Consider the following 20468-nt stretch of genomic DNA (forward strand, 5'->3'; position numbering starts at 1 on the left):
GGGCACTGCCACGTCTCTCCAGCCTTTTCGGCCTGGTCAGTCCAGTCCGGCAGAGTTCGCCCCTTGTAATTAACATTATCATGCGTCGTATACCAGTTGGTGAACTCTGCGTTGAGGATGACCCTATCTCCCTTTAGCCATTTTGCCTTTCGTAGCTCACTTTCTGGAATGACATCGTGATCTATTAGGCATTGGACCGCCTTCTGCATGGCGGCTCCGTGTAGATCCGCAGGGTCGATTTGGATTTTATCGCGGGAGTCTCCATTGCAAGCCGCTACCCCTAGAGTGATAAGTAGAGTGAACATGGAAGTTAAAACCATGGTTCGTCCACTCATCGCTGCACCTCCATAGCATGCCTGGCGTCTGCTACCCACTCTCCAAGTCTGCGGTCACCGTACACGACTCTCTCATGGGCGTTGTACCAGTTGGTCAGCTCGGCATCAGGGATGATGGCTCCGTCTTTGTACCAAGCTGTATCCGGAGGGAGTTTGACGACTCCAGCACCCACCAGTCCTTGAATGACGGGTATCTTGACGTTTAGGAGGGTCTCCCGGAACTCGTCCTCGCCGACCTTGAGAGCATTTACAGCATTATCGGTGCTTATGGAGTCGTTTGCGGGTGGCTGTGCCATAGCGACGAAGACCTGGGAAGTGGTTCCCTTGCCGAATGCGTCCGAGAAGCTCAACGCGCCGTAACCGCCGGACACGATTGACAATAACGTTTTTAGTCGCTGTGCCTTCTGGTCCCTAAGCTGGGCACCCTCGAAATTCAGGTCTTTCTCGACTGTCGCGATCATACCGTTGAGACCGCCCATTTGCCGTAAATAGTTCTGCCCGGGATTACGGATTGACGCGGCCACGCTGGCGCTGATCCTGGCCTCCATCTTTCCCTGGAAGGAGCCGAGGTCCTTCGGGTCGTGCAGAGCCTGCTTGAGGAACGCTTTCAACTTGGTGTGGTTGACGTAGGCGGCCCATGGAGCATCTGGCTGATCGTTAAGCGGGAGAACTTTGTTCCCGTAACCCTCAACAGATGCGGCGAGGTCGGGGAGGTAGCGGTCGGCGGCGTGGATGAGGGATTGGCGGATCGGGTGGGGAAGGACTTCGCCGGGATGGAGCTTGGCGAACTCGGCGGTGGCCTGCACGATGTTGACCACCGACCAGGCCGATTCCTTGGCGTCCTCGGTGGCGCCTCGTTCGGCAGACACGGCCGCCTTGATAAAGCCGGCGGGGTGTGCGCTCATATCGACCTGGAGGGGCCCCCTGCGGGGCGTGTCCGTGCTGTAGCCGTCATATCCCAGCGTGCGCCAGTCGTCGCTCACCAGCATCTTGGCGTACTTCAACCCACTGGCCTGGTCGCCGAGCACATGCCGGGCCGCCACACCGTTCTCGGCGGCACGGTCGAGCACGGCCACCACGGGATCGAAGTCGGCGAGGGCCTGCTGATCGCCGCTGTGAACGGGCAGGGCTCTGTCGGCCGGCCCGACCTGTGTCTTACCGGCCGCGCGGGCATCGAGCATGGAACGGGTGACCTCGGCGAGGAGCCGATGGTCCCAGGACTTGCCGTCGGGGCCGTACTTGAAGAGCATGCCGGTCGACCAGGGGTCGGAGTTCTTGGTGATCGCCGCCCTGGTCTGCGCGGACAGCACTGGCCCGCTGTCCTTGCCGGTGCCCGTCCGCATCCGGCTCGCCGCGGCGAGTGAGGCGCCCAGCGCCTGTAGGAGGTTCACGCTGTCCGCGCTGGGCAACGAGCCCCCGGGGCCCTCGTACAGGGTGGAAGCGGCCCTGAGTGCCGCCGCGCCACCCTCCGCCCAGAAGGTCGCGAGATAGTCCTTGTCGCCGAGGTGTTCGGTGATGCGCTGCGCCAACTGTGTTAATCGCGCGGATTGGGACGGTTGGGCCACGCCGGGACGCGCCTTCTCCGACCCGTCGGAGGCGGCGTCGAGGACGTCGTTCAGCGCCTGCACGTCCTGTACGGCCTGGGTGCCGCTCTGCCCGGTGGCGGCCCAGTCGAGATCCAGATATCTCGGCGGCAGACCGGTGAGCACCCACTCCCCCTGGGGTCTGAGCGTCGCCGGATCCCAGCCTTTCTGGTTGGCCAGGTCACGCGCCCGTGCCGTACGCGCCCTCATGTCTCGGGCGTCGTCCATCGCCGCTTCGGTCAGCCGGGTCAGCGGGGCGAAGCCGACCTCGCTGCCCCACTGCTGCATCGTCTGCCGGATCAGCGGTCCATTGCGCGACAGCACCTCGTGCAGCCGATGCAGGCGCTTTGTCAGTTCCTCAAGGTTGGCGGGATTGACTCCGACGAAATCGTCCACGACATCCCTCCTCGGCGTACGGCACCATGCGGCGTGCGAGCGAGTACGGTCGTATGCCTGCTTTGCACCGGATCGTCTTGGGTGACGGCACGACGATTCCCCCAGCGATGCGATCGACGCCCCCATCAAGGCTAAGCAGACATAGTCAGATAGACCATGGTTACTCACTGTGAAAAGAGAAATTACCGGATATCGAATTAGCGACCGCTGGGAACTATCAGCACGCTTGTCCAATTCGATGCTCGGGCGCGAAGGACGGGAGGGACGCGAGGGCGAACGTAGCGAAGGTCAAGAGTGACCGCGTCCTGGCCATTGACGCTGCCCCTGGCGTGGCAAGTCGACGAGCCGCCCTGCCTGAACGCTGTAGACCACGATCGGCAGGATCAGGGCGGCCTGCTGGGCTTGCTCACCACACAGACGAGGAGACGCGACAGACGAGGAGACGCGCTGGCGCTTGATCGTCGAGTCTCTGGAGGAGTACCTGCATGAGCCGCCGGAGACGCGGTTGCGCCTACTTTCCGCAGAGCTCTCCAGCATCGGAGACTCTCGCTGGTATTTCTTTCATCGGCGCTCGCCGAGCATCTCGCCGCCCAAGAGGGTCAGGCGGGTCCTACCCGAGCTGAGATACGGTGCCTACGCCAGTTCTGGTTCTCGTTCAACAGCCCAGCAACTCGCGTTGACGCTTTCGTCCACGCGCCGATTGCGGTCAGCCGAGCCACTCGATCCGGAGGATATGCACGAGACGGTGTTCGTCGAGGACGAGGTACACGGCCAGCCCGAATCCGCCAAATGCCTGCGTGAGGATGTTGGCTTTCGGACTGTCTGGATTAAGCGGCTCACCGTTCCACGGTTCCATCTCAAGCGCGGTCCGCAACTCGAGGAAAGGGTTGATCGCCTCTGTCGGAAGGACTCGGCCTGCTGCCGGGCCAAGGGGTCGAGATCGACGGCGTACACCTAATGTCCCGCCGCTAATGTCCCGCCGCGATTCTGCGACGAAGCCGAGCCTCGGCCTCGTCCCAGGTGTCCCCTCCGGTAGGTTCGCCCAGCACCGCCCGGCGCTGGATCTCCTCAGCTTGTTCAAGCATGTGCCGGTAGGCGACGGGATCGGCTCTGAGAACCGCACGCCGCCACCAGCTCTCCACGCACTTGTGCAGGGGCGTCAGGTCTAGATCGTCCGCTGCCGTCCGCAGGGCCTCGCGATACTGCTGGTCGAATGCTTCGAGATCCTCCATGGGAAGCGCATCGCGGATGGCACGCGGGCTGCGATCGTTTCGCAGCGCTGCGCGAATCTGCTGTGGCGTGCGCCCGCCGCTGTGTGGAATCACGTTCTATCGCACCCCACGCAACGGATGCGGTCGAGTGCGCTGAGGGGGGCCAGGCCGTACGCGTAGAAGTCGACGGCGTCGGCTCCCGCCTCCTCGGCCGCCCGGACCTTGGCGTCCAGTTGTTCCGCAGAGTCGGTGTCCGGGACACCGGGACGCAGCACCGCGCGCAGCTCCGGGTTCTTGCCGATCGACCGGCGGTAGGCCGCGAGGTCCTCGGCCACCCGCTGCGGGTCCCTCGCGTAGGCGGGCATGGCGAACGACGGCACGAGGTCGCCCAGGGCCACCAGGTCCACCCCGAGCTGCCAGGCGTCGTGGGCGGCGAGCCCGGCCGGGGGCAGCCCGTCGGCATATCCCTTCCAGGCCCCGGTGGCGTCCAGGAACGTCAGCTCGGCGCCCTCGGCGGTCACCGCCGCTGACACCTCGGCGACCAGTGACGTGACGCTCTCCGATCGCGCCCTGGCGTAGGCCACGACCTCCGGACCGGCGTACGCCGTGAGGGCGGCCCGGGTGACCTCGCCCTCGGCCGGAGGGTCTCCGTCCAGCACGCCGGCGACGATCCTGCCGCATTCCTCCCTGGCCACCTCGGCCTTCACGCCGAGATCGGTCGCCCGGCGCATGCAGTGGTGGCAGAAGCACAGGCCGAACAGGAACGCGTCCATCGGGCCGAGATCGACGAAGCAGCGCTCGTGCTGACATCCGCGCGAGAACGTGCCGAAGTGCAGCGCCTCGGCCACGACCGAGTCCACCCCTTGGCGGGCCACCGCGCGGGCGAGCGCGACGGCGTACGCCCGGACGTCGGGATGGGAGGGGCACAGGTCGGCCGGCGAACCCCGGTCGCCGAAGCAGTTGCGCACGGTGACGTCGAGATCGGCCAGGCCCAGCGTGGCGTTGTGCAGGAACACCGTCCAGCCGTTCAGCTTGAGCCCACGATCGTCGCAGGCCCGGCGCAGTTCGGCGAGCGGCCGGTCCCCGGCTCCCGGTTGAACGGGCGGGACGAGCCGCAGCCCGGCGAACACGTCCTCAGGCGGAGGGAAGTGCACCCCGTCCCGGCGCAGCGTGAGCCGGGACGCCCCGTGCGGGGTGACGTCCCGCGCCTGCCGGGAGGCCGCCGCCACGGTCACCCCCCGCAGGCCGTACGCGACGACGCGGTCCAGGACCTGGTCCACGCCCTCGCCTTGGAAGTCCTCGACGAAGGCGTACAACGCGCCGTCCATGCTCACCGCTCCTCGGGAAGGCTCGGAGGATCAGAAGTATGTGGAGATCACGTCGACCACGACGTAATCGTCGTCGACCACCGGGATGACCCGCCACTTGTCGAACGCGGTGCACGGATGCGACACGCCGAAGCCGATCAGATCCCCCGGCCGCAGCCCCTCCCCGCCCTCGCCGTCCCACACCACCTGGGCGTGCTGGTCCCAGACCTTGACGACCTTCAGCGAATCCGGCTCCGGCCCAAGGGAATCAGGCCCAACAGAATCAGGCCCGCTGGAATCAGGCTCGACGGAATCCGGCCCGCCCGAATCCGGCCAGGCCGGGCCGCGCCGTACGGCACGGGCGACCGGAAGGTCCAGATCGTAGGGAACGTCCCGCTTGCCCACCCCGACGAACGCCAGGCCCGGTTCGGGCACCGAGAGCACCTGCGCCCACACCTCCAGCGCGGGCCGCAACCCGGGCTCCGCTCCGGTGGCCGACCCGATCCGGTTGTACGGCGTGTGCTCCCGGTAGAAGCCGTCGTCGTGGGCGATGTAGGCGCCGCTTCTGAGGATGGCGAGCGCGTCCAGCCCCGACTCGGCCAGCGGCCGGGTCAGCGGGGTCAGCTCGGCGGCGACGAGGTCGAACCAGGAGCTTCCCCCCGCCGAGACCACCATCCGGCCCGTCACGTACGGCGCCACCGCCTCGGCGGCCTGGCGGAACTCCCGCAGGAAGGCGCGCACGCCGTCCGCCCCCGGCTGGGTGCCCTCGTAGCAGGCGACCCCGGCGAGCTCGACTCCACGGGCGTCGCGCACGGCCTCAGCCACCTCCAGCAGCGCGGCGATGCCTCGGCAGCCCGTCCGGCCGTCCTCGTGGCCGAGCTCGACGAGCACCCGGAACGGCACGGCGCCGGCGGCCTCGTCGAGGATGCGCACGCCTTCGACGGAGTCCACGTAGCAGAGGAACTCGAAGTGCTCGATCTCCCGGGCCAGCAGACGCAGCGCCGCCACGTCGTAGATCTCGTTGGCGAGCAGCACCCGCGGCACGCCGAACCTCCGGCAGGCCAGCACCTGTGCGGCCGTCGCCGCGGTGATCCCCCACGCGCCGGCGTCGAGTTGGGCCCGGAAGAGCTCGGGCGACATCGTGGTCTTGCCGTGCGGGGCGAGAGCGAGGCCGTGCTCCGCGGCGAACCGGGCCAGCGCGGCGAGGTTGTGCTCCAGCGCCGGCCTCTTGGCCACCATGACCGGCCAGGTGAACGCGCCGCCGAACAGCGAGGGTTCCGCGGCGGCGAACTCCGCCGCGGTGGCCGCGTCATCGGGCCGCAGAAAGCCGCGGGTGCTCCAGTCGATGACGATTTCGGGGTGCTCGAGGCGGCCCGCGAAACTCACCTCGTCCCCCTCATCGTCGTCCCTCATAGGCGGCAGGCCGACACGGCCACCTCGCTGGATCGTACTGGACCGGTCAAGCCATGCCGTATCGGGCAGGACCATTATGAGACCGGACCCATGTGATCGCCGGATCAGCGGTCGGGGCAGGCGACGCCTTCGGAGGTGGCGGCAGGGCGCAGCGGGCGCCGTTCGAGCACGTCACGCGCCTGTTCACGGGCGAGGTTCCAGCCGTTCCACGGGTCCGGATGAGACAGGCCGTTGCCGGCGACGACCTCGCGCAGCACGCAGCTTCGATGCGGCTCGGGCAGCCTGTCCAGGGCCGGTACGGCCTCGGCCCCCAGGTCGCCCAGGTAACGGTGATCCAGGCGGTCGACGCCGCGTACGACCAACTGGCTCTCGGCCACCCTCGCATCCGGATTCCAGATCGCGAAGAAGAGCATCGCGGCCCCGGTGAGCAGCACCAGGCTCCGGGGGAACCAGCCCGCGCCGCGCCGCGACAGCCGTACCGCACCCGCGACCAGGACGAGCACGAACACCGCGGCGAGCCACCAGATCGTGGCCCACACCAGCGCCCGGAGCCGGGACAGTCCGTAGGCGTCGATGTAGAGGTCGAGGCGGTGCACCGCGGAGGCCAGGATGACCAGCGTGAACGCGCACAGCAGCCCGAGCAGCACGGCGAGGGTCCACCGGTCCCCTCTGCCGCCCAGCCGGAGCAGCAGGGCCGCGGCGGCCACGATGCCCAGCACGAAGACGCTGACCGTGACGAGTTCGAAGAAACCCGACCTGGCGTACTCCGCATAGGTCAGGCCGGCCGTCGACAGCACCCGCCTGTTGCCCCCGAACAACACGGCGACCTGCACGGTCACGAACGAGGCGAACAGCAGGTTGAGCCCGACCAGCGGGATCATCCACAGCGTCCTGCCGACGGAGATCTTCAGGTCGGGGCCGTCCGGCTCGGCGATCGGTCGGAGCGCCACCAGGACGGCCGCCGCTGCGAGAGCCGCGAAGACCACGAACACGAAGGCACGGAAAGGCAGGCTCTCCGCCCACTCGGGAGTCCTGAGCAGGTCGGACACGAAGGCCGAGAACACCGCGTCGGCCGACATGAACAGCAGCCCGAAAACGCCGAGCAGGACCACGGTGACGATCACGCTCACCACCACCGGCAGCATCCTCCGGTGGCGCAGCAGCCGCCGGGTCGGCCCCGACAGGAACCACGGCAGCGGGAACAGCGCGACGACGACCGACAGACCCCCCTTGATCACACCCAGCCAGTTCGCCCCACCGCCCGACAGCGCGAGCGCCGCGACGCCGAACCCGGCGAGCAGCATCGGCCCGACCAGCCAGTCGGCGTCGCGGAACAGCGCCACCGCCACCAGGGCGTACGCCAGCAGGCCGAAGGCGACCGTCCACGGCGTGAGGCGCTCCCGCCGACGGCGTAGCACGATCGGGAGCGCGGCCCCGCCCAGGACGACCGCCGTCAGCACCAACCCCAGCCCCAGCGGGGCGTACGGCACGGCCACCGCGGCCACGAGACCGACCACGGCCGCGACGGGGAGCAACCCCCTCGGCGCGTCCGGCAGCTCCGGCCTGGGGAACAGCGGCGGCGGAACGTAGGCGACTTGCACGTGCTGAACAGGCTGTGCGGGTTGCATGGGCTGTGCGGGCTGCATGGGATGCATGAGCCGGCGATCCCCTCTCGTGTCGGTCGTGTCGACGGATCTCCCGCCCGGGTCGTGGCGAGAGACGGAGCGGCCTGTTGATGCGGAGCGGCCCGTGGAAACGGGGTGGCCTGTGGAAACGGGGTGGCCTGTGGAAACGGAGCGGCCCGTGGAAACGGAGCGGCCCGTGGAAACGGAGCGGCCCGTGGAAACGGAGCGGCCCGTGGAAAGGGGGTGGCCTGTGGAAGCGGAGGCAGGGCGGTAGGCAGGGGCGGGACGCTGCTTCGCTCCGGACGACGAGCCCGTGGCCGCTCCGATCACGGCACCGGCGCAGGACAGCAGCAACATCGCGATGGGTCCGGCCACTCCGCCCAGGAAGAGCTGCAGGAAGAGCGCGGTGAACAGCCCGATGCCGAAGCCGACGAACATGCCGATCCCCGCGCCGAGCGCCGCCCTCGCCGTCACCGCCGCCGCTCGACGCCGCTCCGCAGCGCCGATCGCCCCTTGGAACTCGAACCGGCCCGCCTCGAACCCGTCGGGAGTGGGCGCGGACGCCTCGGCCGAGTCGGGGTCGGATGTCCCTGGCTCTTCCACATGGGCGGCGGGCCCGGTTTCGAACCCGCTCACGGGTCCCGGGACGGCGGCAGCGGGGACGGGCTCGCTCACGCGGTCCGGTACGGGCGCCCCGCCGAGCACCACCGACCCGGCCGGAAGCGTGACGACCATCCGGCAACCCCGCGGTCTCCGACGGCCGGCCGCCACCGGATCGGCTGCCGTGATCGAGCCGCCGTGCAGTTCGACGATCTCCTTGGCGATGGCGAGCCCGAGACCGGCGCCGCCCGAGTCGGCCGCCCGGCCCGAGTCGAGCCGGGAGAAACGCTCGAAGATCCGGGTCCGGTCCTCGGGCGGGATGCCCGGACCCGTGTCGGTCACGGCGATCTCCAGTCCCGGCCCGGTGAGACGCGCCTCCAGCCGCACCATCCCCTCCGCCGGGCTGTGCCGTACGGCGTTGTCGAGCAGGTTGGCGAGGACCTGCGCGAGCAGGTCGGGGTCGGCGCGCACGGTCAGCCCCGGCCGGACCTCGCTCACCACCGTGACCTCGTCCCGGCCGAATCCCGCCTCCAAGGTGGCCTGACGGCACAGCGACGCGAGGTCGATCGGCTCGGGCTCGATCAGCCGGGCGCCGGAGTCGAGCCGCGACAGGTCCAGCAGTTGGGTCACGAGGCGGCCGAGCCGCTGCGTCTGGGCCAGCGCCGTACCGAGCGTGTCCATATCGGGCGGTGAGACGCCGTCCACGACGTTCTCCAGCACCGCCTGCAGGCCGGTGATCGGGGTCCGCAGCTCATGGCTGACGTTGGCGACCAGCTCACGCCGCTGCCGGTCGACCTCGCCGAGGTCCGCGGCCATCGCGTTGAACGCGCGGGCCAGTTCCCCCACCTCGTCCCTGGACGTCGCCGACACGCGCATGCCGTACCTGCCCTTGGCGATCGTCTGCGTGGCGGCGGCCATCTCGCGCAGCGGTCTGGTCATCCCCCGGGCGAGCAACTGCACCATGATCAGTGCGAGCACCACCGCGATGGCGATCCTGACGTCCCGCGACAGGCCGTAATCGATGCCGACCTCGTTCACCACGAACGCCGTCACCACGGCGAGCACGATGACGATGCCGAGCTTGACCTTGATCCGGCCGAGGAAATCCAGCGGCCTCATCGCCCGCACCCCCGCTCACGTGCGGGCGAGCGCGTACCCGACACCGTGCACCGTACGGACGACCTCGGGGCCGAGCTTGCGACGCAGGGCGCGGACATGGCTGTCGACGGTCCTCGTCGCGGCCGCCTCGGAGAAGCCCCAGATGTCGGACAGCAGCCGTTCCCGCTCGAACACCTGGCCCGGGCGCTCCGCCATCCGCCGGAGCAGGTCGAACTCGGTCCGCGTGAGCTGCGCCTCGACGCCGTGCACGAAGACCCGCCGCTCCGCCGTGTTGATCTCAACGGCGCCGACACGGATCACCCCGTCTCCCCTGGCCAGCAGGCCGGCCCGCTCCACCCGCCGCAGCAGCGCGCGGATGCGCGCCACGAGTTCGCGCATGCTGAACGGCTTGGTGATGTAGTCGTCGGCCCCCACCCCCAGGCCGACGAGCACATCGGTCTCCTCACCGAGGGCGGTCAGCATGAGCACCGGGACCGGGCGGGCGGCCTGCATCCGGCGGCAGACCTCCAGCCCGTCCAGGCCGGGCAGCAGCCGGTCGAGGATCACGACATCGGGATCGGCCTCGGCATAGGTCGCGAGCGCCCCCGCTCCGTCGTTCGCGACCAGCACCTCGAAACCCTCGGCCACCAGGCGCTCCCGTACGGCTCTGGCGATCGTCTCGTCGTCCTCGACCACGAGGACTCGGCGCTGCTGGGGAGTGACCATGCCGGAATCGTAGGACGGCCTTGTGCAGACCCGTCGCGTCGTTATGTGAAGATCTGGTGCATCCCGTCAGAGGGGGCCGATCCTACGAAATCCGCAGCTGTGGGTGGGCGTTTCGGTCCCTGGTTAGGGGTAGCCCGAATATGACCGGAGACCCCGAACACGACCAGGGAGGAGGCGCCCAATGGACCGCCAGACCAGGCCGGAAACGATGCGGGAGAACGACGTCATCGATCTTCTGCTCCGGCAGCATTCCCTCATCAGGGATCTGTTCGACGAGGTCGACAGGTGCCGGGGAGAAGAGCGGAAGGAGGCGTTCAGCCGACTCGTCCGCCTGCTCGCCGTTCACGAGACGGCCGAGGAGGAGATCGTCCATCCCTATGCGCGGCGCAAGCTGGTCGGCGGCGACGCGATCGTCGACAGTCGACTGCAGGAGGAAGAAGAGGCGAAGGAGATGCTCAGCCGCCTCGACGACATGGACGTGACGACGCCCCAGTTCACCCAGGAACTGGAGCGGCTCCGGGCCGCCGTGTTCGCCCACGCCGCCGCCGAGGAACGCTATGAGTTCGCCGAGTTGAAGGCGGCGACCAGTGAGGCCGAGCGTAAGGCGATGGCCGTGGGGGTCAAGGCCGCCGAGGCGATGGCACCCACTCACCCGCACCCGGGCGGCCCCGAGTCCGCGACCGGGAACATCCTGCTCGGGCCGCCGCTCGCCATGATGGACCGGGCACGCGACGTGATCCGCAAGGCGATGGGCAAGTCCGAGTCCGGCGAAGGCTGAAAAACGTGCGACATCCACGCGGCACGGCCGCGGCCCGGCCGGGGGGTCGCAGGCCGTGCCCGAGGGGTGCCGGATGAGGGTTCCCGAGGCAGCGCCGTACGGCTGCCGTACGGTGCCGGACACGCCCTAGGAACTCGGCGACGGGTCCGTACGTTCTCCTGGCGACGCAGCAGAGAACACGAAAGGCCGGACGATGTCGCCACTCGGAAAGTACTACGTGGGTGCGGGAATTGTGGCCGTGCTCGCCATCCTCCTGCCGATCCCCTCGCTCCTGACCTGGCTGATCGTGCTCGGCGTGCTGGGCGCTCCGGTCGTCGCGTACTTCATGCTCGACGAGTCGCAGCGCAAGCGGCTTCGCCGCATCCGTCGCCGCCAGATCGGCGGCTGAAGGAGATCAGCCGTCGTAGGACGGCGCTGAAGGACGGCCGTTGAACGCCGGCGGCTGAAGGCCGCTACACCGCCGCGGCCGCGAGCTGCTTGCGGACGCGGTCGGTGGCCTTCCGCTCCATGACGAACGACAGGAACGGGATCGTCCCCGAGAGCAGCACGAGCAGCAGGTAGCCGAAGCCCCACCGAGCCTTGAGCCCGAGGTTGAACGCGGCCACCAGATAGACCATGTACAGGAAGCCGTGGGCCTGGCCCACGATCATCACCGCGGTGGGGCTGTCGAATCCGTACTTCGCGACCATCGCCACACAGAGCGCGAGCAGCATCACGCCGACGATGTACGCCATCACACGGTAGAACTTGAGCGCGGAAGCCACTTGATCATTTACCTCTGCTGGAAGTCGTTCATCACACGATATCCGCACCGTCAGCCGGTCCCCCCGGCGCCGCCGGTGTCGCCCGTTCCCCGGATGTCGCCGGCGTCTCCGGTGTGACCGATGTCTCCGGCGTCTCCTGGGCGGTGCCGGTACGTGCCGCACGGGCGGCGCGTACGTCGTCGCGCACGAAGTGGAACCACATGTAGACCGCGAAGAGCGCGAAGACCCACCATTGGACCGCGTAGGCGAGATTGCGCCAGGTGAGCCCCACGCCCTCGGTCGGCGGCTGCACGACGACGTGCTTGGCCTGGGAGGCCGGCTCCTGTGCTGTCGCGACGACGAAGCCGTCGCGCAGCGGAGCGTCGGTCCACACGTTGATGAGTTCCCCGGTGGACACGGTGGCCACCTGCCCCGCGGGCAGCGTCTGCGACGATCGCTGCACGGCGTTGGTCGGCTCGGCCGGGCGGAGCCGACCGCTGACCGTGACGGTGCCCGCCGGTACGGCGACCGCCGGGTCCTCGGGCGAGGAGACCCAGCCGCGTACCACGGCGACGAGCGTGCCGTCCGCCAGCCGCAGCGGGGTGAGCAGCCAGAACCCCCGGCCCTTGGCCGCCCGTCCCCCGGGGGCCGAAACGTCGGCCATCCGGTCGGCCACCAGGAGTTGGCCGGACGCGTCGTAGGTGCCGGTGGCGGTGACCTGCCTGCCCACCGCATCCGCCGGGATGTGCCGGCCCGCCTGGGTCAACTCGGTGACGGCGACCGGCGCCGGATCCGCGGCGAGTATGGGTTTGCCCGATGCCTCGAAGACGCCGAGCTGCCAGCGCCCGAGCATGGTGAAGGACACGAGCACCCCGATCACCAGCAGGTGCAGGGCCACCAGCCGGGGAGCGAGCAGGGTACGCAACATGGATAACACGCTATCCGCCGATGGCATCGGTCCCGCACACGGCGGAAAATCCGACAAATCGCTTCGTCGGGCTTCCGGGTGTCGCTAGAGTTGCGCCCATGTCCGACCCTCACATTGACCCGGCCGGCAACACTCAGGCGTTCCGCGCCTTCGCACAGCAGCAGGACGCGGCGGCCGCGCGGGAGCAGCCGTCCCGGTTGCCGATATGGATCGCCGGCGGTGTGCTGCTCCTGGTGGTGCTCGCCGTGGTGGTGTACCTCCTGCTCAGCTGATCTCCAGCCGCACCGACCGCCGGGGACCGGCCGCCGACGACCGCACCCGTCGGCGGCTTTGCCGTACCCTCAGACGGTCTCGGTGCCCGCCGACTCGCCCCTCGACTTCAGTGCCCCTCGGCGCCTGCGAGTGTGTCGACGGCCCCAATGCCCGTCGGCGGATCCGTGGGCCTGTCGTGTCGGTGGGTTCTCGAGGCCCGTCGGTGGATCCAAGCACTGTCGGCGGTCCTCAGCGCGTCCTGAGCACGAGAGCGCTGCCGCCCCCGCGCCGGGAGGGCTCGGCCACCGCCTGGATCTTCCCGCCGCCGAGGAACTCCAGCCCGGTCGCCGCGCCGATCTCCCCGGCGGGCGGGCCTGGGACCGGGGCGAGGGTGTGACCCAGAGCGGTGAGCGCCGCGCCGTACGTCTCGGCGAACGCGGGCTCGGCCTGCGTGGTGGCGGTGTTGCGCTGAGAGGCGCGGGGAGCCGCGATCGCCTGGGGCAGCGACATGCCGAAGTCGAACCGGTTGACCAGGATCTGGAGCACGGTCGTGATGATCGTCGCACCGCCGGGCGAGCCGACCGCCAGCAGCGGCCTGCCGTCCTTGAGCACGATCGTGGGCGCCATCGACGAGCGGGGACGCTTGCCCGGCGCGGGCAGGTTGGGGTCGCCGGGCGCGGGACCGAATGTGAAGTCGGTCAGCTCGTTGTTGAGCAGGAACCCGCGGCCGGGCACCACGATGCCGCTGCCACCCGTCTGCTCGATCGTGATGTTGTACGCCGCGACGTTGCCCCATCTGTCGGCGACCACGAGATGGGTCGTCTCGGGCCCCTCCGCCTTCTCCTCACCGGACTTCCCCTCGCTGGATGAGGAGCCCTGGGATTGCGCGGGAGACGACTGTACGGGAGGCGTCTGTACGGGAGACGGCGGCGTGGCACTCGGGGACATGGCAGTCGGGAACACAGGGCAGGCGGTGAAGGAGCCGAACGAGCCGGGAGAACCCGGCGCGGCCGGATGCGGCATCGCGACCGGCCCGATCAGGCAGGCGCGTTCCTTGCCGTAGACGTCGGACAGCAGCCCGTCCAGCGGCACGTCCACATGGGCCGGATCACCCACGAACGCGTTGCGGTCGGCGAACGCGAGCCGCGACGCCTCCAGGTATCGGTGCAGCCCCTGGACCTGCGACTCCTGGCTCTTGGGCTCGACGTCCGGCAGCGCCGCCAGGATGTTCAGCGCCTCCCCGACCGTCGATCCGCCCGATGACGGCGGAGCCATGCCGTACACGTCGAGGCCCCTGTAGGTGACCTTCGTGGGCGGCCGCTCGATCGCGCGGTAGGCCGCCAGGTCGGCCGTCTCCATCAGACCCGGGCGGACGAGCCGGGTGGAGCCCGGAGTCACCGGCGGCCGCCTGACCGCGGTCACGATCTCCCTGCCGAGTGCTCCGCCGTACAGCCAGCCCGGCCCGCGCCGGCCCAGTTCGCGGTACGTCCTGGCGAGGTCGGGATTGCGGAAGACCGACCCGACGGCCGGTGGACGGCCGCCCGGCAGGAACAGGGCGGCGGTCGAGGTGAAGTCCTTGAAACGGTCCGCGTTCTGCGCGGTCTGGTCATGGAATGTCTGGTCGACGACGAAGCCCCTCTCGGCCGTCTCGATCGCCGGGCGCAGGGCCCTCCGGAGCGGCATCGTGCCGAACCGGCGCAGCGCGAGATCCCACTGCGCGACGCTGCCCGGCACCCCGACGGACAGGCCACTGGTCACCGCCTCGTCGAACGGGATGCCCTCGAACGTCGTGGCGGTCATCGCCCGCGGCGCGGTCTCCCTGCCGTCGATCGTGGCGACCCTCCGAGTGCGGGCGTCGTAGTAGACGATGAAGCCGCCGCCCGCGAGACCTGCCGAGTACGCCTCGGTCACGCCGAGCGTCGCCGCCGCGGCCACGGCGGCGTCCATCGCGTTGCCGCCCTGACCGAGCACCTTCAGCGCCGCCCTGCTGGCGTCCAGGTCCACGGTCGCCACCGCACCGCCGTAGCCCTCCGCCACCGGCTTCTTGAGATCCGGCCTCCGCTGAGCCCACGCCCCTGCCGGTTCCGTGCCGTACGGCCCACGCGGGGCCCAGGCCGCCGGGACCTCCGCCGCTTCCCTCGCCTCGACCGCCTCCTCTGCCTCCTCTGCCTCCACTGCCTCCGCCGACGAGACCTGTCCCGGGGGAACCAGCGCAGACTGAGGCAATGCCGGCTCGACCAGTGCCAGCTCGACCAGTGCCGACTCAACCGGTGCGGACTCAACCGGTGCCGATGAGACCGGCGCCGGCGAAAGCGATGCCGGCGGGGCCATCGGGCCGACGAGTGTGACCAACCCCAGCGACGCGACCACGGCACTTCTCATGCAACGACCTCCAGAGCATCCGCTTCCAGATCCGCCCCCACAACGTTCGCCGCCCCAGCACCGATCTCCGCAGCGTCCGCCTCCATCACGACGTCCACCTCCATCAAGCTGTCCGCCTCCGCCACGGCTCCACTTGCACTGCGACTCCACCCCCATCACAACATTGATTACTTCAGCATGACTCACAATGTCATGATCTGTACGGAAATCTCTGAGTATGGCGGCTGAGGATTCCGGCTTGCGCGTTCACACTTCGCGCCGAGCGCCTCCCGACCTCACAGCCTTACTCCGCGGCCGACCTTTCCCGGAGCCACAGCCCTGCTCGTAGACCAACAACCCTGCTCGGGGCCCATAACCCTGCTCGGCGCCCACAGCCTTGGTCCAGGAAGCACAGCCTTGGTTTAGGAAGCACAGCCTTGGTTTAGGAAGCACACCCTTGGTCCAGGAAGCACACCCTTGGTCCAGGAAGCACAGCCTTGCCCCGGGGCCACAATCTTGTTCTCGGGGTCACAACTTGTTCTCGGGGTCACAACCTTGTTCCGGCCCATGACCTTGTCCCAGAGGCCAGGACCTCGTCCTGGCCCGACGGCCACATGCGGAGATCGACGGCCATGCCCCGACATGTCAACTCCGATGCCGATTCCGATGCCGGTTCCGATGCAGGCTCGGCTGCCGACCCGCCATACTCCTGGCGGCGTACCGGGTCGTGCCACCCTCGGCGGATGCCATGACATGGCGCGATGGCCTAGCGTGCGGGTGTGCACTCCCGTTCCGCCCGATTTAGTGTGAAAGATCTGGCTTTGTCGGCCGTCATCGGCGTGTTCCAGGTCGTCGGCTCGAGGAGTGCCCAACCCAACCAACTCGAGGCCCCAGACCTGGGCCGCCTGCCGCTGGACTGGCGTGGTTACGCACTGCTGCTGGTGGGACCGCTCGCGATCGCGGTGCGCCGCCGTTTCCCGGCGTCCGGGCTGCTCGCCACGATGGCGGCGACCTCCACATATCTCGTGTTGGGGGGTTCCTACGGGCCGGTGTTCATCAGTCCAGTGATCATGATCTTCAGTGCGATCCTCTACGGACAGCGGCTGGCGGCATGGCTCATCTCGGCGGGCTTCTTCCTGTTCGTGGTCGTGTACGCCACCTGGCTCATCCCCGAACCCCTTGGGCTCTTCCACCACAGCGCGGTCGCGGCATATCTACTCCTCACATTGACGATCGCCGAGTTCACCCGCAGCAGACGCGAACGCCTTGCCGAGCGGAAGCGAGTGGCGGAGGAGGAGACCAGGCGGCAGGCCAGCGAGGAACGGCTGAGCATGGCCCGAGAGCTACACGACGTGCTCGCACACAACATCTCGCTGATCCACGTCCAGGCGTCCACCGCGCTGCACCTCCTCGATGACCATCCCGAGCAGGCGCGTACGGCTCTGGCCACGATCAAACAGGCGTCCAAAGACGTGCTCACCGAGATGCGCGGGGTGATCGGCCTGCTGCGGGACGGCGCGCCACGCTCCCCCACGGCGGGGATGAGCCGCCTGCGGGAGCTCATAGAGCGCAGCGGCCTCGACGTGACGCTGAAGGTGGTCGGAGACGCCAGGCCGCTACCCACCGGGATCGATCGGGCCGGTTATCGGATCGTGCAGGAGTCGCTGACCAATGTGACCCGGCATGTCCCTGGCTCGGCCGTGGACATCCAGGTGACGTACGGCTCCCGCGAACTGACCGTCATCATCGATGACGACGGCACCGGCCGGGATTCCGACGCCACGGCCAAGGATCCCGACGCCACGGCCACCGGCGGGGGCAACGGCATCCCCGGGATGCGCGAGCGAGCCGCCGCCCTGGGCGGATCGCTCTCAGCCGGCCCCCGACCTGATGGCGGCTTCCGCGTGATCGCCGTCCTCCCCCTCTCAGACCTCACGCTCTCACCTGCCTCCGGTGCTCCCACCTCCCCCGTTCCGCCGGCCGGTATTCCAGCCTCTGACACTCCAGCATCCGGTACCCCGGCATCCGATACCCCGGCATCCGATACCCCGGCAGGAGCCGCCGATCAGGTGGAGTCAGTCAAGGAGCACAATTGATCACAATTCTGCTAGCCGACGATCAAGCACTTGTACGAGCCGGTTTCCGTGCCCTGCTGGACGCCCAGGACGGAATGACAGTGGTCGCCGAAGCCGGCGAAGGCGCGGAAGCCGTACGACTGGTCCGGGAGCTCAACCCCGATGTCGTGCTGATGGACATCCGTATGCCGGGCATGGACGGCCTGACCGCCACCCGCCGGATCGGCGAGGATCCCCGGGCCGCCGACACGAAGATAATCATGCTCACCACGTTCGAGCTGGACGAGTACGTCTTCGAGGCCCTGCGTGGCGGCGCGAGCGGCTTTCTTGTCAAGGACACTGAACCCGCCGAACTGATCCAGGCGGTCCGCGTAGTGGCCTCGGGCGACGCCCTGCTGTCCCCCAGCGTCACGCGCCGGCTGATCGCCGAGTACGCCGCCAAGGCCAAGGAGCCCGGGATCGCCCCCTGCCTCGATCTGCTGACCGAACGGGAGCGCGAGGTTCTCACGCTCGTGGGCGGCGGCATGACCAACGATGAGATCGCCGCCGAGCTCCACATGTCGCCTGCGACGGCCAAGACCCACGTGAGCCGCACGATGATGAAACTCCAGGCCCGCGACCGTGCCCAGCTCGTCGTCATCGCCTACGAATCCGGCCTGGTCAGGCCCGGCTGGCTCTGATTGATACCCGACCGCTCTAGTCCCGGTATCTGAGCACGCACCTCGTGCCCGACAGGACACCCGGCACAGGAAAATCCCGTGCTGAATGGCTGCACTGAAAAGCCGACGAACAACCGGCGGAAGACCAATGGAAGACCGACGGAAGAACCGACAAGAGACCTGCCGGAAGAACCGCCGCAAGACGGTCAGAAGGGAGGGATGTCGTGGTCAGGATAGAGAAAGGACTTGGGGCCGAGGGCGTCGGAAGCTTCGCTTTCCAGAGAGCCATGCCCCGGTGATTCTCGACCCACCGATCCCGGTCTTACCGTCAGGCCTTCGGCCGGGGTTTCATCGGCCATGATCGGCTCGGTGTCCTGAGGCAGGCGGTCGGGTGGCGCCTTGGGCCAGTTTCGCGGCTGCGGATCGGGCAGGGGGACCATGATCGGAGGGAGCCGGACCGGGTAGACGTGCCCGAGCGGGCTGGTCCAGACGGTGAGACCCGGCTCGGGCCTGGTCACCCGCCAGCCGCCCTCATGCTTGGCGCGATGGTCGTGCCGGCAGGCCAACTCCAGATTGTCCGCACAGGTGGGGCCGGCCAAGGACCAGTCGACGATATGGTCCTGGTCGGTCTTGGTGGCGGGCACGCGGCAGCCGGGCCAAGAACACACGCGGCCACGGATTTGGACATAACGCCGCAAGACGGCATCAGCCCTCCGGCGACCGGTCCCACCATCCGGATCACCGCGACCATCCCCACCGCGACCATCCCCACCGTGCTCTGGAGCACCACGACCGGCCCCACCACGATCTGGATCACCACGACCAGCCCCACCACGATCTGGAGCACCACGACCAGCCCCACCACGATCTGGAGCACCACGACCGGCCTCGCCCCGTCCTGGATCACCACGTCGTGGATCACCATGAGTGATCTCATCGCGATCGAGATCACCCTCAGTGGCTTCCCCACCGTCAAGCCCGCAGCCATCTCCATGATCGGGACCACCGCCACAGCCACAGCCACAGCCACAGCCACAGCCACAGCCACAGCCACGATCATGGTCATTCCCAGGATCAAGGCCACGATCGCGGTCACGGTCAAGACCAGGACCGGGACCGGGATTGGGATCGGGACCGCCGTCACGCTCGGATTCAGGACACGAACCATGATCCCCACAGCGATCGGGATCGGGCTTGGAATCGAGACCGGGCTTGGAATCGGGGCCGGGGCCAGAGGCGGGGGCGGGAGCGGAGCCAGGATGCCCGCCGTGATCACCGGCGGGTGTGAGGACCGCGCCGTGGTCGTGTCCATCGTGGTCCAGGTGGCGGCGGGTCTGCCGGAGCAGATCGGCCAGAAGGTTCGACCAGTCGCCCGCGCCGGCGGGCCGGCCCGTCAGTTCGTACAGGTGCGTCCAGGAGATCTGCAGTTCGACGATCCCACCCCGGCGCCTGTCACGGGCCGGGGGCACATCATCGGCCGGGCGGGCGTCTGCTGCCGGGCGGGCCTGACCCGCTGAGGAGGTGACCGGTCGCGCGCGGTGGCGGGTGATCCCGGCATGCAACAGCCGGCCGTCGTCACCGCACACGGCAAACCGCCACTCCCCCGGCAGCATCCGGGCCACGATCCAACGGGCCAGGTCCGCATGCACAAACCCCCAGCCGGGCACGTGAGCGGGATGCTCATCACGCCCCAGCAGAGTCATCACCCCGACACGGATCTCACCGAGCGCCCACCCCCGGCCCGCCCGCGCCGGCTCCTCCCCGGCCGGATCGGCCCCCGCGGTGAGTCCGGCCCTGCCCAGCGCGCCCCGGCCGTGACCGCTGCTGCCATCGCGACCGTCACGATCAGCGCCATCACCGTCAAGGCCGCCCCCCATACCGTCCCCACCATCACCATGACGCTCATCGCCGGCACCAGGACCAGGACCGGGAAGGCGATCACCGCCAGCACCAGCACCGGCACCAGCACCGGGACCAGCACCGGAATCGGAGCAGGAATCAGGACAAGCACCAGGACCGGCATCAGCACCAGAATCAGCGCCAGGACCGCGATCAGGTCCGGAAACAGGGCCACGACCGGCACCGGCACCGGCACCAGGACTAGGACCACAGTCGGGACCGGGACCAGCGTCAGGGCCGGGACCGGTGTCAGGCCCGAAAGAAGGGCCAGGCCCGGAATCGGGACCGACGTCCGGGCCGGAATCGAGGCCACGATCGGGAACGGGAACAGCATCAAGATCAGGACCGGAATTAGGGCCGGGACCGGACTCGGGTCCGGGACCGGAATCGGGGTCGGGACCGGAATCGGGGTCGGGACCGGAATCGGGTCCGGGACCGGAATCGGGTCCGGGACCGGAATCGGGGTCGGGACCGGAATC

19 protein-coding genes are annotated in these 20468 nt (G+C 68.7%); 6 read left to right on the forward strand and 13 right to left on the reverse strand.

The window, feature by feature from the left end:
• Positions 1-331 precede the first annotated feature (331 nt).
• The 7 genes from AP234_RS02970 to AP234_RS02995 all read right to left on the reverse strand — a co-directional run bounded on the left by AP234_RS02970 (position 332) and on the right by AP234_RS02995 (position 10294).
• Positions 332-2314 carry a hypothetical protein gene (locus tag AP234_RS02970; RefSeq protein WP_055477922.1) on the reverse strand — a complete coding sequence of 661 codons (1983 nt, stop codon included), beginning with the start codon at positions 2312-2314 and terminating at the stop codon, positions 332-334.
• A 706-nt stretch (positions 2315-3020) separates the two neighbouring features.
• Positions 3021-3170, reverse strand: a complete 150-nt coding sequence (locus AP234_RS37020) for a hypothetical protein (protein WP_160330368.1) — start codon at positions 3168-3170, stop codon at positions 3021-3023.
• A gap of 112 nt (positions 3171-3282) precedes the next feature.
• Positions 3283-3639, reverse strand: coding sequence for a DUF6247 family protein (locus AP234_RS02975; protein ID WP_268777998.1), 357 nt, complete (start codon positions 3637-3639; stop codon positions 3283-3285).
• Positions 3636-4853: a hypothetical protein gene (locus AP234_RS02980; RefSeq protein ID WP_055477924.1), complete on the reverse strand. Its 1218-nt coding sequence runs from the start codon at positions 4851-4853 to the stop codon at positions 3636-3638. The genes AP234_RS02975 and AP234_RS02980 overlap by 4 nt, the downstream gene beginning before the upstream one ends.
• A gap of 30 nt (positions 4854-4883) precedes the next feature.
• Positions 4884-6245: an alanine racemase gene (locus AP234_RS02985; protein WP_055477925.1), complete on the reverse strand. Its 1362-nt coding sequence runs from the start codon at positions 6243-6245 to the stop codon at positions 4884-4886.
• Between the two features lie 104 nt (positions 6246-6349).
• Positions 6350-9589 carry a DUF4153 domain-containing protein gene (locus AP234_RS34565; protein WP_083501776.1) on the reverse strand — a complete coding sequence of 1080 codons (3240 nt, stop codon included), beginning with the start codon at positions 9587-9589 and terminating at the stop codon, positions 6350-6352.
• Positions 9590-9604: 15 nt separating this feature from the next.
• Positions 9605-10294 (reverse strand): response regulator, encoded by a 690-nt coding sequence (locus AP234_RS02995; RefSeq protein ID WP_055477926.1) that lies wholly within the window; start codon positions 10292-10294, stop codon positions 9605-9607.
• Between the two features lie 181 nt (positions 10295-10475).
• On the opposite strand from AP234_RS02995, the gene AP234_RS03000 reads away from it, so the two are divergent.
• Complete coding sequence (locus AP234_RS03000) at positions 10476-11072, forward strand: hemerythrin domain-containing protein (RefSeq protein WP_055477927.1); 597 nt, start codon at positions 10476-10478, stop codon at positions 11070-11072.
• A gap of 193 nt (positions 11073-11265) precedes the next feature.
• On the forward strand, positions 11266-11460 hold the full coding sequence (locus tag AP234_RS03005) for a hypothetical protein (RefSeq protein ID WP_055477928.1): 195 nt from the start codon (positions 11266-11268) through the stop codon (positions 11458-11460).
• A 64-nt stretch (positions 11461-11524) separates the two neighbouring features.
• Here AP234_RS03005 and AP234_RS03010 read toward each other — a convergent pair whose 3' ends face one another.
• The gene (locus AP234_RS03010; protein WP_055477929.1) at positions 11525-11836 is read right to left on the reverse strand and encodes a DUF3817 domain-containing protein; all 312 of its coding nucleotides are present in this window, start codon (positions 11834-11836) and stop codon (positions 11525-11527) included.
• 31 nt (positions 11837-11867) lie between these two features.
• Positions 11868-12743: an SURF1 family protein gene (locus AP234_RS03015; RefSeq protein ID WP_063842740.1), complete on the reverse strand. Its 876-nt coding sequence runs from the start codon at positions 12741-12743 to the stop codon at positions 11868-11870.
• Between the two features lie 98 nt (positions 12744-12841).
• Between AP234_RS03015 and AP234_RS37610 the strand changes: the two genes are divergently transcribed.
• Positions 12842-13015, forward strand: coding sequence for a hypothetical protein (locus AP234_RS37610; RefSeq protein WP_162842181.1), 174 nt, complete (start codon positions 12842-12844; stop codon positions 13013-13015).
• Positions 13016-13244: 229 nt separating this feature from the next.
• On the opposite strand, the gene AP234_RS03020 is transcribed toward AP234_RS37610, so the two are convergent.
• Together AP234_RS03020 and AP234_RS39095 are read right to left on the reverse strand one after the other, a co-directional pair.
• Positions 13245-15032 carry a gamma-glutamyltransferase family protein gene (locus AP234_RS03020; RefSeq protein ID WP_063842773.1) on the reverse strand — a complete coding sequence of 596 codons (1788 nt, stop codon included), beginning with the start codon at positions 15030-15032 and terminating at the stop codon, positions 13245-13247.
• A gap of 341 nt (positions 15033-15373) precedes the next feature.
• A complete protein-coding gene (locus tag AP234_RS39095) occupies positions 15374-15502 on the reverse strand; it encodes a hypothetical protein (RefSeq protein ID WP_268777999.1) in 129 nt (42 codons plus the stop codon).
• A gap of 675 nt (positions 15503-16177) precedes the next feature.
• Here AP234_RS39095 and AP234_RS03025 point away from each other — a divergent pair.
• Together AP234_RS03025 and AP234_RS03030 are read left to right on the forward strand one after the other, a co-directional pair.
• Positions 16178-17452: a sensor histidine kinase gene (locus AP234_RS03025; protein ID WP_063842741.1), complete on the forward strand. Its 1275-nt coding sequence runs from the start codon at positions 16178-16180 to the stop codon at positions 17450-17452.
• Positions 17449-18111, forward strand: coding sequence for a response regulator (locus AP234_RS03030; protein WP_055477930.1), 663 nt, complete (start codon positions 17449-17451; stop codon positions 18109-18111). The genes AP234_RS03025 and AP234_RS03030 overlap by 4 nt, the downstream gene beginning before the upstream one ends.
• A 185-nt stretch (positions 18112-18296) precedes the next feature.
• Here AP234_RS03030 and AP234_RS03035 read toward each other — a convergent pair whose 3' ends face one another.
• Complete coding sequence (locus AP234_RS03035; RefSeq protein WP_268778010.1) at positions 18297-18758, reverse strand: HNH endonuclease signature motif containing protein; 462 nt, start codon at positions 18756-18758, stop codon at positions 18297-18299.
• A 12-nt stretch (positions 18759-18770) separates the two neighbouring features.
• Between AP234_RS03035 and AP234_RS37025 the strand changes: the two genes are divergently transcribed.
• Positions 18771-19607, forward strand: a complete 837-nt coding sequence (locus AP234_RS37025; protein ID WP_055477932.1) for a hypothetical protein — start codon at positions 18771-18773, stop codon at positions 19605-19607.
• 185 nt (positions 19608-19792) lie between these two features.
• On the opposite strand, the gene AP234_RS34180 is transcribed toward AP234_RS37025, so the two are convergent.
• Entirely contained in the window at positions 19793-20326 is a 534-nt protein-coding gene (locus AP234_RS34180; protein ID WP_160330369.1) for a hypothetical protein, read from the reverse strand.
• Positions 20327-20468: the final 142 nt, after the last annotated feature.

Source organism: Sphaerimonospora mesophila, from assembly GCF_001417795.1.
In the GTDB taxonomy this organism is placed as follows: domain Bacteria; phylum Actinomycetota; class Actinomycetes; order Streptosporangiales; family Streptosporangiaceae; genus Sphaerimonospora; species Sphaerimonospora mesophila.

Excerpts from the sequence above, each read along its gene's own strand:
- AP234_RS37020 (WP_160330368.1), bottom strand. The coding sequence starts at position 3,170 with ATGGAACCGTGGAACGGTGAGCCGCTTAATCCAGACAGTCCGAAAGCC.
- AP234_RS02980 (WP_055477924.1), bottom strand. The coding sequence starts at position 4,853 with ATGGACGGCGCGTTGTACGCCTTCGTCGAGGACTTCCAAGGCGAGGGC.
- AP234_RS02985 (WP_055477925.1), bottom strand. The coding sequence starts at position 6,245 with ATGAGGGACGACGATGAGGGGGACGAGGTGAGTTTCGCGGGCCGCCTC.
- AP234_RS34565 (WP_083501776.1), bottom strand. The coding sequence starts at position 9,589 with ATGAGGCCGCTGGATTTCCTCGGCCGGATCAAGGTCAAGCTCGGCATC.
- AP234_RS02995 (WP_055477926.1), bottom strand. The coding sequence starts at position 10,294 with ATGGTCACTCCCCAGCAGCGCCGAGTCCTCGTGGTCGAGGACGACGAG.
- AP234_RS03000 (WP_055477927.1), top strand. The coding sequence starts at position 10,476 with ATGGACCGCCAGACCAGGCCGGAAACGATGCGGGAGAACGACGTCATC.
- AP234_RS03005 (WP_055477928.1), top strand. The coding sequence starts at position 11,266 with ATGTCGCCACTCGGAAAGTACTACGTGGGTGCGGGAATTGTGGCCGTG.
- AP234_RS03015 (WP_063842740.1), bottom strand. The coding sequence starts at position 12,743 with ATGTTGCGTACCCTGCTCGCTCCCCGGCTGGTGGCCCTGCACCTGCTG.
- AP234_RS37610 (WP_162842181.1), top strand. The coding sequence starts at position 12,842 with ATGTCCGACCCTCACATTGACCCGGCCGGCAACACTCAGGCGTTCCGC.